The organism is Coleofasciculus sp. (genome assembly GCF_046539235.1).
Classification (GTDB): domain Bacteria; phylum Cyanobacteriota; class Cyanobacteriia; order Cyanobacteriales; family Coleofasciculaceae; genus Coleofasciculus.
Genome location: NZ_JBKHHI010000081.1, coordinates 1 through 20,018 on the forward strand (window position 1 = coordinate 1; position 20,018 = coordinate 20,018).

Here is a 20,018-nt window from a genome sequence, read left to right on the forward strand (position 1 = left end):
GTTAATCATTCCTTCTGGGATTTATATGGAGATGATACCTATTACATCGGGATGCTGGTTGATTCGGGAGCCGATGTTACCGAAACCAATGAAACCAATAATTCTAATTTCGGCTTTTTGTTCGACTACGATGATGTAGCCATCAACAATACTCAATTGGCTGACTTGTCGGGGTGGGATTTTGATGTCACTCCAGAACCCCTCGATGCAGGTGATAGTTTCGACATTGATTTTGACATTACCAATACGGGTGGTAGCGCTGGTGCATTTGATGTTTCCTTCTACCTTTCCAGTAATGACTTAATCACCACGGTTGATCATTTCTTAGGTAGTACCACGATTAATGGGTTAGCCGGGAACAGCACGGGTTCTTTTACAAAAAGCTTAAACTTGCCCGGAGTTAATCATTCCTTCTGGGATTTATATGGAGATGATACCTATTACATCGGGATGCGAGTTGATTCGGGGTCAGATGTTACCGAAACCAATGAAACCAATAATTCAAATGTCGGCTTTTTATTCGATTACGATGATGTAGCCATCAATAATACCCAAATCGCCAACCTGTCTGGACTGAACTTCAATGTCACCCCCGAACCGCTCAATGCAGGTGATAGTTTCGACATTGACTTGACGATTGAAAATAGTGGTGCAGCAGCGGCTGGTGTATTTGATGTATCCTTATATTTGTCCAGTGACAGTAGTATTAGTAACTCAGATTTACTGCTGGATACAATCAGTTTCATCGGCTTAGCAGCCAATAGCAGTGGCACGTTTACTAGCAACTTTATTCTCCCTGAAGCTAATGATGCGTTCTGGAGTGGAGATGGCAGCTACCATATCGGCATGATGATTGATTCCGGTGATGATATCACGGAAACAATTGAAACGGATAATGCCAATGTTGGCTTGATGTTGGATACGGATAATGTGGTCATCAATAATACCCAACTGGCGGATTTAGTTGGCGTAGATTTCAACTTAGTGCAGGAACCCCTAGCGGCTGGTGATCACTTCGATGTCAATTTTGAAGTGCAAAACATGGAAATGTTTGCCGCCGGAGCGTTTGATGTTTCTTTCTACGTTTCTACCGATAATAATATCGACACTGCGGATCAATTTCTCGGTAGTACGACAATTAATGGTTTAGCGGGTAACAGCATTGGTGCTTATACAACGGGGTTAACCTTGCCAGGAATTAATGATTCTACCTGGAATGGTGATGGAATTTACTACATTGGTATGATCATTGATCAAGACGGAACACTTCCTGAAACCGATGAAACCAATAATTCTAATAATGGTTTATTTGTGGATTATGACAATGTGCTAATTTCCGATACTGAACTCATTGGTACCGATGACGATGATACCTTGTTTGGCACTCCCGGTGATGACATTCTCTCTGGCTTGCGCGATGATGATGATTTAGTAGGCGGTGGCGGCGATGATACCCTGTTTGGCGATCGCGGCGATGATAACCTGTTTGGTGAAGCCGGAAGTGATATGCTATTTGGCGATCGCGGCGATGACTATCTCTTTGGCGGTACAGGGAATGATACCTTGTTTGGCGATCGCGGCGATGATCTGTTAATCGGCGTTGAACTCAATCTGGCAAATCCCGGTTTAGGGGAAGTGGATAGTCTTATCGGTGGCTTTGGTGCGGATGTGTTCCAACTTGGAGATGTATTCACCGCTTATTATGATGATGCTGACGGAACAACCGATGGTTCTACCGATTACGCCCTGATTACTGATTTTGATATCAATCAAGATATCATCGAACTTCATGGCAGTGTGGCTGACTATCAACTCGCCACTGTTTCCCCCAGTTTACCATCAGGAATTGGCGTTTTCCTCCAGTCTTCTACACCCTCAGGTCAAGATGAATTGATTGGTATTGTACAAGGTGAAAGCAGTCTGAGTTTGAATGATAGTTACTTTAGTTTTGTGTAACAACGATTGCTATAAAAGCAATTGCCTTCAGACTGGATAACCTTACTTTTGGACGGAAGGGGGATCAAAAGGGAAGAGGGGGATCTAAAAAGGGGGAATGAGGGGGGTTGGGGGAAATTAACTAAAATTTGCCTTAAAAGTCCGCGCAGGCGGACTTGGTTTGTGTAGGCGTGAATTCCATTCGCCGTCTATTTATTCTAGATTGAACGGGGAATTGTTCTATCAAATTTCAGCCGCTGCTCGTTCGATTAAACGACGGGCGACGGTTTGAGTGCCAGTATGTTCGTAATAATTCGTTGACGTGTCTAAAAATGCAGCCAGATAGTCCAACTTATCATCCGCAATTTCCACAAATCCTTGCAGGTGATTAACCACCTTTTTGGGTGTCAACCCTTTCGCCGCAACGACACCCCCCATCCAACCTTTCACCGCATCAAAGCTTTCTCCAATGAAGTTAAGCTTCCCTTCAGAACTCTCTCCCGGAATCAAGCCGCTGATTTGTTGGAAGGTGGAATTTTGCTCTAAGCGAGAGGGACTTAACCCAGAAAGTGTCGATTGTGCCACTTGAATGAAATCTGGACCCAGAGGAATCAAACCATCAATACAGATAAGTCCCGCCATCCGGATCATCGACTCACCGCTATAGTCAGCTAAAGCATTGACAAAATCCCCGATACTGTCTCCAGGAATGCCGTTAATTTGACAAAACGCCACCAACTCTGCCACAACTTTTAAACACAAATCGATGGTTTGTGCCGTATCCGCTTTGGGTGTAAGTCGATTTAAAAATCCCAGAAACGAAACTCGTTCACTGACTTTATTGGCTAAAGCGGCTGCACCGAGAGCAAAATCCGCACTATCAACAGATTGGAATAGCCAAATTGCCCGTTGATAGCCTTGGGACTTGTCGTTATAGAGCCAAAGAGCGCGTTCACTAATATCTTGAATTAATGCCGGATCATCTTCACCTGTAACTTCCCGGACGGTATTTTCAAAGCCAACCACATTTTGCCAATCACCAGGAGCAACAAAGTCTAAGGCTTTCAATACGGAAACGGTTAATCCACCTTGAGGTAAATTATCAACTAATTCAATAATAGATTTACTCATGTAAAGTCTCCTATAAATCGTTTCAATGATATCTTTAATTTGTTTCCAATGACAAAAGATAAATGACCAATGACCAATGACCAATGACCAATGACCAATGACCAATGACAAATCATAGAGAACTAACCTTTCTGTGTAATCAGTGTAACTAAGCTTTCATCCCCTACCCGAATCTGGACAATAAATCTGTGAAATCAGTGTTTTGACATAAGACCAATTTTATTTGAGTTGGGATAATCCTTGCAGGTCAAACTTTGCCAGCCAAGCCTCGCGATCGCTAGGGGTAAAGGAGTCGTCACGGGATTGGACTTTGACTTGGAAGCGATCGCGAACTAGAATCGCGGTTTGTGTCTTCCCCCGTTCGACAGCAGGATACCCAGCAATTGTTTTAGAACTATCCTGAAATTTCTTAGCCGCACTTGGGTTATTGGCTAAATCGTTAATCGACAGCACCGCCACATCCTTGCCATCCTGTTTCAACTTGGCTTCGGCAAATCCAGTTTTCTCTTGGGCAAATATTCGCTGATAATCACCGCTAGCGTCGGGGAAGAATTGATTAAACTGCCCCCCAGCCAAAGGTTCACCGGAAACCTGAGTAGGTTGTTGAGTGCTAGTTTGAGGCGCTTCAGTAGACGATGGGGGAGCGGTTGACGGTGCGGCACAAGCCGTTAGGAGTAAAAATAGGGAGAGTGATAAAGCGGTGAGTATTTTACCGATTCTGAACATTAGGGTTAGCCTCCTCATGGTGTGTGCCGAGATTTTCTTATTTTGACATAGCGATCGCACAAATATGTTTGCCGTTGTTGCCAGATGGCTTCGAGTCGAGAAAAGCCTTCTTTTGTGTATCGTTGAGATTCTTGGTGGATGAGTAACCAAAGGGTATTGAGGGTTTCCAGGTTTGGGCAGAAGCGGATTAGGGTACGACAAGCGGCAATCCACTGTTCTAGCTGGCGGTAACTAATAAAATAACCGCCCAATCCTTTGATATGTACCCAGAGGACGTTATACCACTTTTCCCAGTTGAGGATACGCTTTGGGTTAATTTTCAGGTATTTGGCGATTTGTTGGAGGGTGATGACGAAGGTTTGGGGATTGATACGGTGGCGTAAGGGTTGCATAACTATTCGTGATTTGAGATGAGTGTCTGGTTCCCCCTTCTTAGCGACAGAAGGGGTTAGGTTATTTGTGCTGCCGATTAGGGAACCTGGATACGGCGGCTCAGAATACTCATAACCTCACCAGGATTTTGAGTCGGCTGAGGTTTGCTCCATTCACTGACTTGGGCGTAGCCAAGGCGGTAAAAAGTGTGAATGGTGCTACTGACGCCTTGGGGAGTGCTGATGACTAAGACTTTTAGGGGGACTCGATTGGGTTCTGATGGTGGATTGGCAGGGAGAGGGGTTTGGGGGTTGGGGGTTGGGTTGGGAAGAAACTCTTGTGTCATGGGAATTTAACTGCTTTTTCTGTTTTGTTCCATATAAGGAACAATATTATCATACCTTAGTTTTCCATATATGGAACATTTACTCAGTTATGAGCCTCTGACACAATCTGAGGCATGGGAAAAGCAGGCAAAGCACTCAAACAGGTCTTGGAAAGTTATGGCATTACCCAAAATCGATTAGCCGTGGTAATGCAAGTTGGGCGTTCTAATGTTCACCGCTGGGTTTATGAGGTTGCCGATCCTGTCGGCGATGCCATCCTAGAAATTAGGAAGGGACTGAATAAAATTAATCCAGCAGCAGCAGAAGAGTTTATTCGTTTGTATCTGGATGAGTCAGAGGAGGATGAGGAACAGTCGTAGAGAATGCGTTTTGTTAGCATTTCGCCTTCATGAGCCTTTAACAAAATTTAGGCATGGGAAAAGCAGGGACAGTACTAAAGCAGGTGTTGGAAGCCTACGGCATTAGCCAAAATAAGTTGGCGGTGGCGATGGGTATTGGGCGTTCTAGTATCAACCGTTGGGTTAATGAAAATCGAGATCCAGGAGGTGATGCTATCCTCCAAATTAGGAAGGGACTGAATACGATTAATCCAGCAGCAGCCGAGGAGTTTATTGGCTTGTATTTAGATGAGTCATTTGCCTCTGGCGCTATAGAAACCATGGGAAAGGCAGGAAAATCTTTAAGACAGGTGTTGGAAGCCTACGGCATTAGCCAAAACAAGTTGGCGATAGCAATGGGTATTGGGCGATCAACAATTCACCACTGGGTTAATGAAAATCGAGATCCAGGAGGTGATGCTATCCTCCAAATTAGGAAGGGGCTGAATAAGCTTAATCCGGCGGCAGCCGAGGAGTTTATTAGGTTGTATCTGGATGAGTCAGATGAGGATGAGTAGTCGTTTTAGGGGATGCACTGTTACGCAGTCATAAGCTTTTGATACAGTTTTTTGTGATAACATAAACAAAGATTCCATCACTTCAGGCTCAAAAGGGAGAAACCATGAAGTTTATCAGTCCCAAGGTTGATTATGCCTTTAAGAAAATATTTGGTTCCGAGCAAAGCAAAGAGATATTAATCAGCTTTCTCAATGCCATTATTTATGGAGAGGAAAAAATCATCCAATCGTTAACCATTGTCAATCCCTATAACCCGGGTCAGGCGATGACATTAAAAGATACTTATCTGGATATTAAAGCGGTTTTAGCTGATGGATCTATTGTAGTGATTGAAATGCAAATAGCGCGGGTAAGTGCTTTTAGTAAACGGGTAATTTATAACCTGAGTAAAGCTTATAGCAATCAATTAGGAATTGGAGAAGAATATCTCAGTCTCACCCCAGTAATTGCTGTAACAATCACCGATTTTATCCTGTTTAACCAGACTTCCGATGTAATTAATCAATTTGTTTTTCAGGAAAAAACAAAAAAAATTGAATATCCTGATGTAGAATTGCAACTCATTTTTATAGAATTGCCCAAATTCAATAAAAATCTGTCAGAATTAAACAGTTTAAGTGATAAGTGGATTTATTTTATTAAAGAAGCTGCTACCTTGGATACAATACCAGATAGTTTAAGTGAAGTCAGTGAGATAGAACTCGCTTTGAATATTGCCAACCAAGCCAAAATGACGGTGGAAGAATTAGAAATAGTTGATCGCCGAGGGATAATGTTACAAGACGAGAAAGGGAGGATAACTTATGCAGAAGAACAAGGGCGAATTAAACAAAGTATTGCTCTCGCTATGCGTTTAATGAAAAAGCGTTTTGGAGAAATTCCAGTTGCAATAACCAGTAGAGTTGAAGATTTATCTCTTAAACAATTGGAGAGTTTAACAGAAAGTATTTTCGATTTTGAGAGTTTACAGGATGTGGAAAGTTGGCTAGAGGGGCGATAAGTCCGTAGGTAAACATTTAAGCGGGGAGAAGCATTGATATCTCCGAAACTCTTGATATACCGTAGGGTGGGCACTGCCCACCAGAATACGAGGAGCGTGCAATTCAGCATAAGATAGAGAGAACATAACTCATCCAAGCTGGTTATCAACTCACAGTTTTTCAGATACGAAAAAGTAACAATGGCTGAACTCACCATTCACGTACCAGACGAACTGGCTCAACGCCTAGAACCACTTCGGGAGCGTCTTCCCGAATTACTACAGCGTCTCGTAGAAACTGTTCCCCCCAGAATTCCCTTACCTAACCAAATCTCATCTGTTACTAACCCAAAAGATGCTCCAATTGCATACACTGAAGTTCTAGACTTTTTGATCACCCGCCCTACTCCTCAAGAAATCACTACCTTTAAAGTGTCAGCAGAAGCTCAAGAACGTCTCCGCACGCTGCTAGACAAAAACCGAGAAGGAACACTCACAGAAGCTGAAGCAACAGAACTTGATTTATATGAGCAGTTGGAACATCTGATGATTTTGCTTAAAGCAAGTATCTCTAAGAAGTGAATCTAAGTTTCAGTTTTCATCTTTTTGTAGCCTTTTGCCCAATTCAAGGGTCGTTTATTACCATGTTTTTTTTGTAAATCTTTTAAGTCATTGTAAGGGCGTTTACTAATAATTTGCTTTGCATAATTATCCCCAATACCATAAACTTGAGTAAGATCAGATTTATGATCATTGAGGAAATTGATAAAGTTCGTCATATCTTGAGAATCAAGAATGATTTGATTGAGTTTTGACTGTAACAGAGCTTGTTCAATGGCTTTTTCAGTGTCCCTCTGATCTGCCGAAATCAAAAATACCCAAATTCGCTGCATTCCTGCATTTATAGCTGCTTGATAGATTGGTAAACCTGTCAAGAGACGATAGCTATTGTCCTGATCCGTTAAGCAGGCAATCGGAAGAGAGAAATTAGTACTCCATGTTTGTAATGCCTGTGAAATATTTTCCAGTTCAGCTTTTGAAACTTCAGGTTTTCCCGGAGGAACTTCTAATTGGTTCACTGCAACTAAATAAGGTTTTGTTTCAATCTGTTTAAAATCTTCCATCATTTTTGTTGTCCTTTTCAATAACCTCTATTCTTTCTAAAATTTTTTGAGTCAATTCTATAAATTCTTCGGCGATATTTTCAGCTTTCGATTGCTGTTGAGCAAATAGAGAAATCGGCTTACGTGCCCTCGACGCTTGGCTAATATAGTCAGAGCGATGGATTTCTGGCAATATCGGAATGTTATCCTCTGTTTCAAGTCGTTTTTCCAGTAACTTTCTAACCATACTATTAAGTCGTGATCTTTTTTGCGTCATCATGGGGACTATTCCCAGAACCATACCTCGTTGATGCTTGAATTGTTGTCGAACCCGCCGCATGAAATCTAGTGGTGTATTGATACCGTATACTGATAGATACTCTAGCTGAGTTGGAATAAGTAGGTACTGAGCTGCAATTAAGCCCCCCTTAGCAATATCAGTTGAACTGGGAGGTGTATCAATGATTACATAATCATAATTATTAGCGATGCCTGGTGTCTGAAGTGCTGTATCCAATCGTGTTTGCGGCATTAGCAAGTTACTAATTGCCTTATCTGTAGTTCGATAACTACCCGATAATACGTCGATTATACCACTACGGGTAGATATATCTTCTAGATCGGCATTTAGAGCAGATGGTCTTATATATTCTTGGTAATCAAAGCTGGGTAACTCGTAGTCACATAAAAAATCTATGAGTTCTTTTCTATGCTTGAAAGTCTCTAAAATTATTTTAAATTCTTCAAAGCTAGAAGCTTTATCTAGTTTATCAGCTTCGTTAACACCTAAAGAAAGACTAGCATTAGCTTGATCATCCAAGTCAACCACTAAAACCCTATAGTTAAGTTTGGCTAGTTCATAAGCAAGGTTAATCACTAAAGTAGTTTTGCCAACGCCTCCCTTTGACGTATGGATTGCAATTGTACGCATTTAAAAAAAACAGATATGATATATAGTATTTTCAAAAGCCGGCAACTGTGTAATACAACTGGTGTAATACAAAATGGAGGTTGTGAGTCACAGATTTTCCCTTTACTATAGCTTATAATTCTGGAGACAGCAAGGTTAAAATTTTGCTGAAGCTCAGGAGATTGAGGAGTGTTCGGTTAAGACTTTAGGGGAGCGGAGGATCAGGAGGACAAGGTAGAATTCACTTTTTTGTATTAGATGATACGTTTTTCTGTTTTGACTCCTCTTGATTGTCAAAGTTTATAGAGGGTGACAACCCCTAGAAAAAGTAGCTACCCTATGAGAACGGGTCATCAATAATATAAGTAGCCATGGCAAGCAAGCTCTGGAAAAACATTTGGAAGGTTTTGAATTCTGACGTTGATCAGTTGCTTTCAGTCGATCAAGTAACGAGTGGTTCAGAAACACTAAAGAGTGGAACCGAGGCGGCAAAAGCTGTTTTGGATTTGGCGAAGACACTCAAAGAAGAAGGGAGCAACGTCCGGCAATTAGCCCCATCGATGGGGAAAATTTCCTCACTATTAGAGGTACTAAACTCACCTCCAGCTCAAATTCTGGGAGCAAGCTTACCGTTCATCCCCTTGGCAACCGGACTACTAGCATTTTACCTGAAACAAACTAAGCGAGAACTCTCTCTAGAAGACTGTGTGGCATTTGTGAGCCAAGCGGCATATTTAGAAAGTTTACAGAAAACTTATGAGTTTTTACCTGAACAGACTTTGTCAGAGTTAAACCGAATTGGTAAAACTCGAACTTCAGCAGAAATCGTCAAGCAGATTAGACGTTTAGGTCAGAAGCTTGAGTTGGATGAGTCAGAAGCCAAAAAAGCACTTTTGTGCTTTCATGAATCCAAGTTAGCGCAGGATTTTAACAAGGTGTTAACCGCTCGGTTATGTCAGGCAGGACTCAATAAAACTCAAGCCCAGCTTTTATCAAGGCGGGTTGCTCACGGTACTCATCGATATATGATACAAGCCTTAGTTGAGGCAGGAGATTCAGTTAAACGCCTAGCCGACTTGTATCGTGATGGCTGGCGGCGAGACTTGGAAAAATATCAGAGTATTGACAACTATCTGGATAGGCAAATCAAGCAGAAGCCAATTGAGCGAGTATTTGATGAAGAATTTACGTTCCAAGATATCTATGTATCGCTGAAAGTACAACCTGTAAAGCCAAGTGGTGAACTGGATGAAAGGTCAAAGCCCATTGATATAGAAAAATGGACGCAGAAGATACTTGAAGATTCTGGTAAACAGAATCAGGTCATGTTCATTGAAGGTGGACCTGGACGGGGGAAGAGTGTATTTTGCCGCATGTTTGCCGATTGGGTCAGACAGCACTTGTATCCCATCTGGATACCGATTTTAATCCGGTTACGCGATATCACAACCTTTGACAAGGATTTAGAAAAAACCCTACAAACAGCTATAGGCTGGGATTTTGCTACGAGTGATAGTGGTTGGTTAACAGATGGCAATACTCGATTTTTGTTTTTGCTGGATGGCTTCGATGAATTGCTATTGCAAGGGAGAAGTGATAGAGGCTTAAAACAATTCATCACCCAAGTGGCAAAATTTCAACAACGTTGCCACGAGAATAGTGAAAAGGGACACAGAGTTTTGATTACCGGCAGATCCTTGTCCTTACAGAGTCCAAGCATTGAGCTGTCGATGCCAAATAATCTGGAGTGTGTGAAAATCATACCCATGGATGACCAAAGCCAGAAGAAATGGCTTGATAAGTGGCAAATTCAGGTAGGAACTGAAAAAACTACGGCATTTCGCCAGTTTTTACAAGATGAACGCTTGCCAGATCGAGTACGAGAATTGGCGAGAGAGCCGTTATTACTATATCTCTTGGCAGCCATGCATCGAGATAATCAGTTAAATAATGCAATGTTTGAGCAAGTTAGTAGTGTTGAAACCAAGATTTTGATTTATGAACAGTCTCTTAATTGGGTTCTCACTAAACAACGCTCTGACCAAGGGTACAATTTAAATACCGCACTAACAGAATTAGATGTACAAAATTTGCGACGAATTCTGGCTGAAGCTGGACTATGCGTCGTTCAGTCTGGTGGAGAATATGCATCAATCGCTATGATTGAACAACGATTACGTCACCAAGGTGAAGAGTATACTCAAGCTTTAGAAAGATCACAGACTCAAGACAAGGAAAATCCTTTGAGAAATATTCTTGCCACTTTTTACTTACAACCGACCAGTGGACGAGATGGTTCAGTTGAGTTTGTGCATAAAAGCTTTAGTGATTTTTTGTTTGCTGAACGGCTGCGAGAAAGTTTAGAAGCATGGACAATACAAGGGGGCAAGCATCAAACCTCGTATGAGGTGTCGAGAGATGATATGAATTGGGAAATTTATGACCTACTTGGCTATGGAGGGCTGACGCCGGATATTGTAGACTATCTGAGCGCCTGGTTAAATACTAGTGAAACAATAGATACAGGTATCCTATTTGAACGCCTAGAGGATTTCTATTTTCGTTGGTGTGATGGAGAGTTTATTGATGTTGATACAATCGATAAAAACTTTCCTTTAACCAAAAAGCAGCAATGGCAAGACCCTAAATTTTTAGTGGAAAAGCGATGGATAAATATTCACACCGTAGATATTTATACAGGTCTAAATATTTTGATTTTGATTTTAGAGTTACATCGCCTTGCTCAAGACCAAGAAAATCTGAAAAAAACAGTTTATTTTTATCCCTGTGGTCAGCCAGATCATGATGATTTTGACGGCTCTCGACTACGGCGGATTATTGGCTACAGCTACTGTATTGGAGTTGATGCATTTGTACAGACTGTAGGGAAATTTTTGAGCCATGCAGAACTAAGTGGTGTGGATTTACATAGCGCTGACCTTCAGGGGGTCAATCTATGTAGCACCAATCTTAGTAATGCTAACCTAAGTAGTGCTGACTTGCGGGGAGTCAACTTGAGTAACGCTAATCTCAGTCACACTAATCTAAGTGGTGCTGATCTCCGCAGCGCTAATCTCAGTAGTGCCGAACTCAGCCATGCTAATCTTAGTTGTGCTAACTTGAGAGGATCTAACTTCCGAGAAGCTAATCTCAGCAATGCTGAACTACGAGGTGCTAATTTGGATCGTGCTGACTTCAGTAGTACCCAATTGAATCAGGCATTTCTAAATCATGCATCCTGCCGTTATACTAATCTAAGTGGTGCTAATCTAAGTGGTGCTGAACTCCTTAGTACTGATCTAATGGGGGCTAACCTGAAATACGGATCTCTTAGTCGTGCATCTCTCCGAGGTGCTGACCTCCAAGATGCCAACCTCAGTAGTGCTAATATTAGTCGTGCATTCCTAGGAGGAATAATCTGGAATATAGAAACAACATGGGATGATGTCAGTGGAATGGACACAGCATTTGATCTGCCACCCAATCTCAGGCAAGTGTTTGGATTAGGACGTTAGAGAATTAATAAATAGATTTTAGACTACGATTGGGAGTAATTGCCAAGTAGAAAAACTTAAGAAATCACTAAAGATTTATTCCGGGAGAAAGAGACGGCATCGATAATAAAACCGTCACCAGGATGTAGTTTATTAAATTTATTTAAATGAGATAAACGCTACACGAGATTTGGGCAGAGTATATTCACCATAACTCCGCATTGTTTGCACCTCAAAACCGACTTGACGCAGTTGTTCGGTGATATCTGTCCCTTGGTATAATTGTTGGCGATGTATTTCCTCATCCCGTCGGTAGTATTCCCCCACCTTCCTAAAAGTAATAATTCGACGGGTTAATATCTCCTGTTCACGATCCTCCAACTTTTCTACCAGTACCACCCAATCCTCTCCCTCTGTAAATCCCTGGGTGAGGATTCCTGGTGCAACTTGCCCGGGTTCTACAATGTCGAAAATGAAAACTGCTCCAGGTTTTAATGCGTTATAAACACGATAAAATAGCTGGATTAGTGAAACGCGATCGCACTTGGGATCAAACAGGTAGTTCAAGCATTCACCAATGGAGGTGACAGCATGACACGCTGGGATATCTACATTGAATAGTGACTCAATCTGAAACTCGGCTTCTGGTAAGCTGTTCGGCATTTAAACTTTAATGTCAATAATGTCAATAATGGCGAAATCCTTGTAGTGCGTTTAGCGAAGCCATGCCGCAGGCTTTGCATCTTGCTCGCTACCCATTCCCAATTTAAATGCATGACATCTCACCGCTAACCCCGCTACACCCTCTAGATTATCGGTTCACTATGACAAAGGGCGGGTTTTGTTGAAAGGTTATCGGTAGATATCCTAATTAAACGGCTAAACCCGCCCCTACAACTGACTGATTACGTCTTTAAGGTTGCACCAACCGACGCCCTTGATTATTGCCGATTCAATCAGAACCCATAAATAGATCCATTAAATTTTGTTACGATAAACTCGGATGGAGAGTCAGCGGCGTACCCAAAACGTCGGGTAGCTCAATCTCCCTGCTGTAATCTGCTTGAGACATTACCCCCATGCTGAGACTAGAACACATTAGTAAAATTTACCCCACTGGCGAAGTTCTCAGGGATGTCAACTGGGAAGTCAAACCGGGCGATCGCATTGGCTTGGTTGGCGTGAATGGTGCGGGTAAATCCACCCAACTCAAGATTATTGCGGGGGAGATAGAACCCACGGCGGGGGAAGTGATCCGCCCTACCAGTCTCCACATCGCTTACCTCACTCAAGAATTTGAAGTCGATCCTAGTCGCACGGTGCGCGAAGAGTTTTGGACGGTATTTACGGAAGCCAACCAAGTACAGCATAATCTGGCGCAGGTGCAACGGGAGATGGAAACCGCTGATCCCGATGAACTCGATCGCCTGATCCACAAGTTGGATAAATTGCAGCGTCAGTTTGAAGCCCTTGATGGGTATAGCCTGGAAGCCCAAATCGAGAAGATATTACCAGAAATGGGATTTGCCCCTGAAGACGGCGATCGCTTAGTTAGCGCGTTCAGTGGCGGTTGGCAAATGCGGATGAGTTTAGGTAAAATCCTGCTGCAAAGCCCTGACATATTACTGTTAGATGAACCGACAAACCACATCGATTTAGAAACCATCGAATGGTTAGAAAATTACCTGAAAGGATTAAAAACCCCGATGGTGATTGTCTCCCATGACCGGGAATTCCTGGATCGCCTCTGTACCCAAATTGTGGAAACTGAACGCGGTGTCTCTACCACCTACCTGGGCAATTATTCAGCTTACTTGCAGCAAAAAGCTGAGATGCAAGAATCCCAACTCAGCTCCTATGAGCGTCAACAAAAAGAACTGGAAAAGCAGCAAGCCTTTGTTGAACGGTTCCGCGCTAGTGCAACCCGCAGCACCCAGGCAAAAAGCCGTGAGAAACAATTAGAAAAAGTTGAACGCATTGAAGCACCAACGGGTAGCTTAAAAAGCTTACATTTCCGTTTTCCCCCAGCCCCTCGGAGTGGTCGCGAGGTGGTCAATATTAAGGAATTGGTACATACCTACGACGACAAGATTCTTTTCCTCGGTGCAGACTTGCTGGTTGAACGGGGCGATCGCATCGCTTTCTTGGGACCGAATGGATCAGGTAAATCCACACTATTACACCTGATCATGGGGATGGAAAACGCCACGGAAGGGATTGTGGAACTGGGTAAGCATAATGTGATCCCCGGCTATTTTGAGCAAAATCAAGCCGAAGCGCTGGAGTCAACTAAAACTGTCATAGAAACCATTCATGATGAAGTTCCCGATTGGAAAAATGAAGAAGTTCGCACCTTATTAGGACGGTTCCTTTTTAGTGGTGAAACGGCATTCAAAAAAGTCAAATCCCTGAGTGGGGGTGAAAAAGCGCGTCTGGCTTTGGCAAAAATGTTGCTGCGTCCCGCGAATTTACTCTTATTGGATGAGCCAACCAATCACCTGGATATTCCCGCCAAAGAAATGTTAGAGGAAGCCCTCCAGCATTATGACGGTACCGTGATTATTGTCTCCCACGACCGTTATTTTATTTCCCAAGTGGCGACGAAAATTGTAGAAATTCGTGATGGGGAGTTCCGCACTTATTTGGGTGATTATCACTACTATCTGGATAAAATAGCCGAGGAGAAAGAACAGGAAAGACTCGCCGCGATCGCCGCCGAAAAAGCCGCCAAGAAAGCAGATAAAGCTGCCAAGAAGAAAGCCGCCGCCAAACCTCGATAAAAAATTTAGTCAGCCCTCAACTAAAGTTGGGGCTAAAAGCTTAAACCTGTTGAAACTGATATCTTGCACCATTTTTAATCAGCCCCGACACCCGCCAAGAACTCAAGTTCTTGGCTTATAGCTAAAGTCCATTAAAATGGACTAAAAGTAGAGTTACAGCAAGACAACTCAAACTCTTATCCAGTCAGCTAAAGCTGACTTGAGCGGGTTAACGCGAGTGGTGTTCATGACACAAGAGTGGGCTAGTTGAGAATCGTGTCAACAAGTATCCTCTGCAAAGAGCGTATCGAGAACAAGGATTCCTGAGAAAGAAAATAGACCGAAGAAGCCGCTAAATTTTCCGGCAAAACGCCTAAAAAGTCAAAAGAAAGGCAAAAATTAGCCATCAAATCAAGAAACTAATGATATCATGGCGGTGAAATTAGTGTAGGAATTAAGAGCGATACTATGATGCAAGCACCTGTATCTCCTGTGGTGCTAGTCATCTTGGACGGCTGGGGCTATCGCGAAGCCAGGGATGGAAATGCCATTGCCATGGCTCGAACCCCTGTGATGGATAGCCTGTTGACGGCTTATCCCAGTACAACAATTCGGACATCTGGTAAAGACGTAGGTCTACCAGAGGGTCAAATGGGTAACTCGGAAGTGGGTCACCTGAATATCGGTGCTGGGCGTGTCGTCCCCCAAGAACTAGTTCGCATCTCAGATGCTGTGGAAGATGGTTCGATCAGGGAGAATGCAGCCCTGCAGAAATTGAGCCAAGAACTGAAACATCAAGGGGGTAAGTTACACCTAATCGGCTTATGTTCGGACGGTGGTGTGCATTCCCATATCAACCATCTGCTGGGATTACTCGATTTTGCTAAATCCCAAGGCTTCTCTGATGTTTGCGTTCACGCGATTATGGATGGTCGGGATACCAACCCCAACTCCGGGATCAGCTATCTTCAGACCATTCAAGACCATATTGACAAAATTGGCATTGGACGCATTGCCACGATTAGTGGTCGCTACTATGCCATGGATCGCGATCATCGCTGGGATCGCACCCAAAAAGCTTACGACATGATCACCCAGGATGGGAACGGGGATGGTCGGAGTCCGGTTGAGGTGATGCAAGCGTCTTATCAGGCGGACATTACTGACGAGTTTATTCTGCCGACTCGGATTACGTCGGGTGCATTGGAACCAGGCGATGGGATAATCTTCTTTAACTTCCGTCCCGATCGCGCCAGACAACTGACCCAAGCTTTGACTGATCCTGAATTTGATGGATTTGAACGGGAACTGATTAAACCCTTAACCTTTGTCACGTTTACCCAGTACGATCCCAGTTTCCCGGTTTGGGTGGCATTTGAGCCGCAGAACTTGAATAATATTCTCGGCGAAGTCGTTTCCCGGAATGGGTTGCGCCAATTCCGCACGGCTGAAACCGAGAAGTACGCCCACGTCACCTACTTTTTTAATGGCGGTTTAGAATTACCCTTTGAAGGAGAGGATCGGGAACTGATTCCCAGTCCCATGGTGTCAACCTACGATCGCGCCCCGGCTATGTCCGCCGTCGATGTGACGGATGTGGCGGTAAAGGCGATTAGCAAGATGATTTACTCCTTGGTGGTGATCAACTACGCCAACCCGGATATGGTTGGACATACGGGAAATACAGACGCCTGTGTGAAAGCCATTGAAACGGTGGATCACTGCTTGGGACAGTTGATTGAAAGCATCAACAAAGTGGGCGGAACCGCGATCATTATCGCCGATCACGGGAATGCGGAATACATGCGAGATGAACAAGGCAATGCTTGGACGGCTCACACAACCAATCCTGTACCCTTTATCTTGATAGAAGGGGAAAAATTAAAAATCCCTGGACATGGCACGGACGTTGCTCTGCGGAGCGATGGACGGCTGGCAGATATTGCACCGACGATTCTGGACATCTTGCAACTACCACAACCGGCAGAAATGACGGGACGTTCTATGATTAAACCTGTGGAGTTTGATGTGCGGAAGAATCGGACGCCAGTACGAGTTGCCTTGTAGTCTTTGGTCTGGGACGAAAAAAGAAGACCACATTGCCATTGACAAATAAGCCATAATCAAGTATGACCAGTCAAGTTCTGCAAATTATTTGGGCAGCATCTGCTCTCGGTTTGATTGTTTTAGTGTTGCTTCATAGTCCCAAAGGGGATGGTATTGGTGGAATTGGCGGTCAAGCCCAACTGTTCACCAGTGCCAAAAGTGCCGAAACCGCCCTCAATCGGGTGACTTGGGTGCTTGCCATTATCTTTATTGGTTTGACCATTGTTTTGAGTGCTGGGTGGTTGAATCAGTGATATCTTCCCCCACTGAATCGAACAAGCAACGAATTTGGGATGAGAAAAATTACCGCTCCCAAGCTGAGGCGTTTCCTCCATAGCACCAGGAAACGTCTCTTGTGGATCGCGATCGCGATCTTGACCAGTGGTTTAATTCTGTTACTATCGATATCTTGGCATGTCCCTGGGATTCCGTTCTCTCTCCCAACTCCTCAACCTCACCCCCTCCCCCAAACATTGGCGCAGTGGGATGATCAGACTGATGCTGGTGATTATTTCACGGAGATTAAGTTAACGTCGGTGGAGTATCTGGTTTGGTCCGAGTTTCCGGTTCAGGTTTATATTGAACAACCCAGAGAATCAGCGGAATCCTCGGCTAGTGCTAAACGATTCCACGATTGGTACAATGCTGTGTTACAAACGGTAGAGGAATGGACTGTCTATTTACCGTTACAGGTGGTTTCTGAGACAGAATCAGCAGATATTACGATTGTGCGATCGCGCCCTGCTTTGCAAGCCTCCTTTAACCGCGAAACCCAACGATTTGAGAACATTCGCGCCCGCGCCGCAGAAACTCGCTACGAATTTTATCTGCGTCCCGGCGTTGAGGAATCACAACGTATTTTAGCGCACAAGTTTACTATTTACCTGAGTCCCCACCAAACGGTAGATTATACCCTAGCCACGGCTCGTCATGAACTCGGACATGCGTTGGGGATTTGGGGTCATTCTCCGGTGGAAACGGATACAATGTACTATTCCCAAGTTCGCTATCCCCCAGAAATCTCCGTGCGGGATATCAACACGTTGAAACGGATTTACCAGCAGCCCACTCGCTTAGGATGGGCGGTGACACCAAATCCGCCATTGGAAACCCCTTTTTACCACGGCGATTAAAATCGCGGCTACACAAACAAAGTCCGCCTACGCGGACTATATTATTAAGTCCTAATACCGTAGGGTGGGCATTGCCCACCAGCCTTAAGTCAGTTCCATTCCACCTAACACCGATTTAACGCCGCCATAGATGGGCGATGAGACGATAGAGGAGGGCGATGAGAAACGGGGCGCTTAATCCCAGACTCCAGATAAAGATGGGTGAGGATAAAAACGAAACATCGGTGTAGGATTTCGGTTGGGGTTGTTGTACGGAAATCGCCGTAGCCGTTAAGCCGCTAATCCCCAGCACAATCCCAGCTAAGGCAATGGTATTATTGAGAGCGCGATCGCTCTTGGTTTGCTCAACGTTGATAATTCCTTGTAGGGTACTATTTAGATTCTCTAGTAATGTGAGTCCAGGTTGGAAGATTTCACAGTCGGAGGCGACTTGGCGCTGGTATTTCTGGGCGTAGAGTTCACTGCTGAATTCTTCCAGAACCGTTAAGTTGCTCCCGCGATACTTTTTCTGTATACTTTGCAGCCGATAGTGATAGTTTTCCAGGTTAATTGTTAGGGTACGGCTTTGGTTTTGTAGGTAGTTTAAGTCCTTGGCATAGTTTGACAAATTAATCAAGTTATCTTTCATCATTTGTTGCAAATGCCCCAACCTGATCCGGTTTTTTTCAAATTGTTCAGTCATCTGTTCAATGTTTTGGATCGCACGTTGAATCTTCTTATGTTTTTCTTTAAGGCTAGTTTTATTTGCTTGGCTTTGGTAATAAGACCAAACAATTTTATGACGGTATTGAAACAAGCGCAACCAGTCATAATAGGTAGCTTGTACCTGGGTTCGCATGGCGTTGGGGCTGGAGTCATGGGGAAAGAGCCAGATTAATAGATGATAGCTTTCTTGTCGATATTTTGTCCAAAAATCGGCAGGGGATAAGCCGGGATTTGGGGGACGATACCAGAGTTCAAATAGAGTGGCACCGTTTAACTGTCCTTTGCCGATAATGTCTCGGTTCCAGTTATAATTACTGAGAATTTGGGTGTAGCAATCTTGGGCAATTTCTTCAATCTCCGTATCAGTTTTTGGGGTAGTCAGTTGACCCCAGAGTAACCAGGTTTGTCCAATGGTTCCCGTTTGTTGGGATAGACGTTGAATTAGGTCTTGTTTTAAGTGATAGAAGGGTTTATTGTGGAGAAGTTGAGGGTCATCGTTGTCTTGACCATTCGCATCGAGTTTTCCAGAATAATCAACATGGAGAGCATAGGTATCATTTAATTGGAGGGGTTCGTAGTACCCATCGAAGGGATCAGGAAAGTCTCTACGTCGGGTTTCTAGTAAGGGAATAATGCCCGAATCAAGAGTGTGAGTGGAGGACAGTTTGCGGTAGGTTTCCTCAAAGCTGTTTTCATCTAAATCACCGTAGATTTTCTGCCAGAATCGGCGGCGATTTTGTTCAATTTGATTAGCATCTTGACCTAATCCTTCCTTGAGATCATAAAGGAAGAGGTCAATACTGGGATAGATAATTGCATCAGACATACTCAGTTTTCACCCCGAATCGCTTGCCAAATCCGTTTGAGAAGATTGGGATTTCTTTTAGTCTTGGCTTGAGCCACAGAATCAGCAGCGCTAAAGATATCAATGGCGGAATTCGTGAGTTCTTGGGTGGCTTCGTTGGGGATGGGAAGGGGGGGTAATCCTTTATTGCGAACTCCTACATTATTCTCAAGTTGATGACATTCCTGATGATACAGAGTATCGAGGGGAGGATAGCGTTCTGCAATTCTATCCAGATTGCCAATGGTATGGGGATTGGCTTTCATCTGTTCGGCTAAATCATGAAGTTGAGACTGCACCTCTGGCGGTAACGGTTGTTCTAATTTGGCTAAACCATTCAGGAAGGCGGTTAGTAATTGTTGGTGATAGTCATTCATGGGTAAGGTTCTCCATTCACCTTACCTTATTCTCTCATCCCATTTGGCTATTCAGCATTGAACGAACCGTAGGGGCGCACCGACGTGCGCCCTGAGCATACCGACGTGCGCCCTGAGCATACCGGCGTGCGCCCTGAGCATACCGGCGTGCGCCCACCCATAATGAATGAGTGTTTGATACTCGCCAACGAGTCTTTGATA

General features: G+C 43.8%; 19 protein-coding genes and 1 pseudogene. 11 read left to right on the forward strand and 9 right to left on the reverse strand.

What is annotated here, in order from left to right:
- A partial coding sequence (locus ACLFWI_RS09825) for a CARDB domain-containing protein (protein WP_446412793.1) occupies positions 1-1,956 on the forward strand: 1,956 nt, incomplete at its 5' end.
- Between the two features lie 222 nt (positions 1,957-2,178).
- On the opposite strand, the gene ACLFWI_RS09830 is transcribed toward ACLFWI_RS09825, so the two are convergent.
- The 4 genes from ACLFWI_RS09830 to ACLFWI_RS09845 form a co-directional block, all read right to left on the reverse strand.
- Complete coding sequence (locus ACLFWI_RS09830; RefSeq protein WP_446412794.1) at positions 2,179-3,066, reverse strand: hypothetical protein; 888 nt, start codon at positions 3,064-3,066, stop codon at positions 2,179-2,181.
- Between the two features lie 219 nt (positions 3,067-3,285).
- A complete protein-coding gene (locus tag ACLFWI_RS09835; protein ID WP_446408003.1) occupies positions 3,286-3,792 on the reverse strand; it encodes a hypothetical protein in 507 nt (168 codons plus the stop codon).
- Positions 3,793-3,806: 14 nt separating this feature from the next.
- The gene (locus tag ACLFWI_RS09840; RefSeq protein ID WP_446408004.1) at positions 3,807-4,184 is read right to left on the reverse strand and encodes a hypothetical protein; all 378 of its coding nucleotides are present in this window, start codon (positions 4,182-4,184) and stop codon (positions 3,807-3,809) included.
- Between the two features lie 77 nt (positions 4,185-4,261).
- Complete coding sequence (locus ACLFWI_RS09845; protein ID WP_446412795.1) at positions 4,262-4,510, reverse strand: hypothetical protein; 249 nt, start codon at positions 4,508-4,510, stop codon at positions 4,262-4,264.
- A 114-nt stretch (positions 4,511-4,624) separates the two neighbouring features.
- Here ACLFWI_RS09845 and ACLFWI_RS09850 point away from each other — a divergent pair, with 114 nt between their 5' ends.
- The 5 genes and pseudogenes from ACLFWI_RS09850 (at position 4,625) to ACLFWI_RS09870 (ending at position 6,968) form a co-directional block, all read left to right on the forward strand.
- The gene (locus ACLFWI_RS09850; RefSeq protein ID WP_446412796.1) at positions 4,625-4,870 is read left to right on the forward strand and encodes a helix-turn-helix domain-containing protein; all 246 of its coding nucleotides are present in this window, start codon (positions 4,625-4,627) and stop codon (positions 4,868-4,870) included.
- 53 nt (positions 4,871-4,923) lie between these two features.
- Positions 4,924-5,142, forward strand: a pseudogene (locus ACLFWI_RS09855) (helix-turn-helix domain-containing protein); the annotation flags it as partial.
- Between the two features lie 27 nt (positions 5,143-5,169).
- Positions 5,170-5,406, forward strand: coding sequence for a helix-turn-helix domain-containing protein (locus tag ACLFWI_RS09860; protein ID WP_446412807.1), 237 nt, complete (start codon positions 5,170-5,172; stop codon positions 5,404-5,406).
- Between the two features lie 104 nt (positions 5,407-5,510).
- Complete coding sequence (locus ACLFWI_RS09865; RefSeq protein WP_446412797.1) at positions 5,511-6,407, forward strand: Rpn family recombination-promoting nuclease/putative transposase; 897 nt, start codon at positions 5,511-5,513, stop codon at positions 6,405-6,407.
- A 180-nt stretch (positions 6,408-6,587) separates the two neighbouring features.
- Positions 6,588-6,968 (forward strand): hypothetical protein, encoded by a 381-nt coding sequence (locus ACLFWI_RS09870; protein WP_446412798.1) that lies wholly within the window; start codon positions 6,588-6,590, stop codon positions 6,966-6,968.
- A 2-nt stretch (positions 6,969-6,970) separates the two neighbouring features.
- On the opposite strand, the gene ACLFWI_RS09875 is transcribed toward ACLFWI_RS09870, so the two are convergent.
- The gene (locus ACLFWI_RS09875) at positions 6,971-7,513 is read right to left on the reverse strand and encodes a hypothetical protein (RefSeq protein WP_446412799.1); all 543 of its coding nucleotides are present in this window, start codon (positions 7,511-7,513) and stop codon (positions 6,971-6,973) included.
- A complete protein-coding gene (locus ACLFWI_RS09880) occupies positions 7,497-8,420 on the reverse strand; it encodes a ParA family protein (RefSeq protein ID WP_446412800.1) in 924 nt (307 codons plus the stop codon). Before ACLFWI_RS09880 ends, ACLFWI_RS09875 begins: the two co-directional genes overlap by 17 nt.
- Positions 8,421-8,770: 350 nt before the next feature.
- On the opposite strand from ACLFWI_RS09880, the gene ACLFWI_RS09885 reads away from it, so the two are divergent.
- Positions 8,771-11,914 carry a pentapeptide repeat-containing protein gene (locus tag ACLFWI_RS09885; RefSeq protein WP_446412801.1) on the forward strand — a complete coding sequence of 1,048 codons (3,144 nt, stop codon included), beginning with the start codon at positions 8,771-8,773 and terminating at the stop codon, positions 11,912-11,914.
- A 138-nt stretch (positions 11,915-12,052) separates the two neighbouring features.
- Here ACLFWI_RS09885 and ACLFWI_RS09890 read toward each other — a convergent pair whose 3' ends face one another.
- Positions 12,053-12,556, reverse strand: coding sequence for a hypothetical protein (locus tag ACLFWI_RS09890; RefSeq protein WP_446412802.1), 504 nt, complete (start codon positions 12,554-12,556; stop codon positions 12,053-12,055).
- 416 nt (positions 12,557-12,972) lie between these two features.
- Between ACLFWI_RS09890 and ACLFWI_RS09895 the strand changes: the two genes are divergently transcribed.
- The 4 genes from ACLFWI_RS09895 to ACLFWI_RS09910 all read left to right on the forward strand — a co-directional run bounded on the left by ACLFWI_RS09895 (position 12,973) and on the right by ACLFWI_RS09910 (position 17,891).
- Positions 12,973-14,673: an ABC-F family ATP-binding cassette domain-containing protein gene (locus ACLFWI_RS09895; RefSeq protein ID WP_446412803.1), complete on the forward strand. Its 1,701-nt coding sequence runs from the start codon at positions 12,973-12,975 to the stop codon at positions 14,671-14,673.
- A gap of 447 nt (positions 14,674-15,120) precedes the next feature.
- Positions 15,121-16,719 carry a 2,3-bisphosphoglycerate-independent phosphoglycerate mutase gene (gene gpmI / locus ACLFWI_RS09900; RefSeq protein ID WP_446412804.1) on the forward strand — a complete coding sequence of 533 codons (1,599 nt, stop codon included), beginning with the start codon at positions 15,121-15,123 and terminating at the stop codon, positions 16,717-16,719.
- 62 nt (positions 16,720-16,781) lie between these two features.
- On the forward strand, positions 16,782-17,012 hold the full coding sequence (secG, locus tag ACLFWI_RS09905) for a preprotein translocase subunit SecG (protein ID WP_044209019.1): 231 nt from the start codon (positions 16,782-16,784) through the stop codon (positions 17,010-17,012).
- Between the two features lie 39 nt (positions 17,013-17,051).
- Complete coding sequence (locus ACLFWI_RS09910; RefSeq protein ID WP_446412805.1) at positions 17,052-17,891, forward strand: peptidase; 840 nt, start codon at positions 17,052-17,054, stop codon at positions 17,889-17,891.
- A 115-nt stretch (positions 17,892-18,006) separates the two neighbouring features.
- On the opposite strand, the gene ACLFWI_RS09915 is transcribed toward ACLFWI_RS09910, so the two are convergent.
- Complete coding sequence (locus ACLFWI_RS09915; RefSeq protein WP_446412806.1) at positions 18,007-19,422, reverse strand: hypothetical protein; 1,416 nt, start codon at positions 19,420-19,422, stop codon at positions 18,007-18,009.
- Between the two features lie 2 nt (positions 19,423-19,424).
- Positions 19,425-19,817, reverse strand: coding sequence for a hypothetical protein (locus ACLFWI_RS09920; protein ID WP_446408015.1), 393 nt, complete (start codon positions 19,815-19,817; stop codon positions 19,425-19,427).
- Between the last annotated feature and the right edge of the window lie 201 nt (positions 19,818-20,018).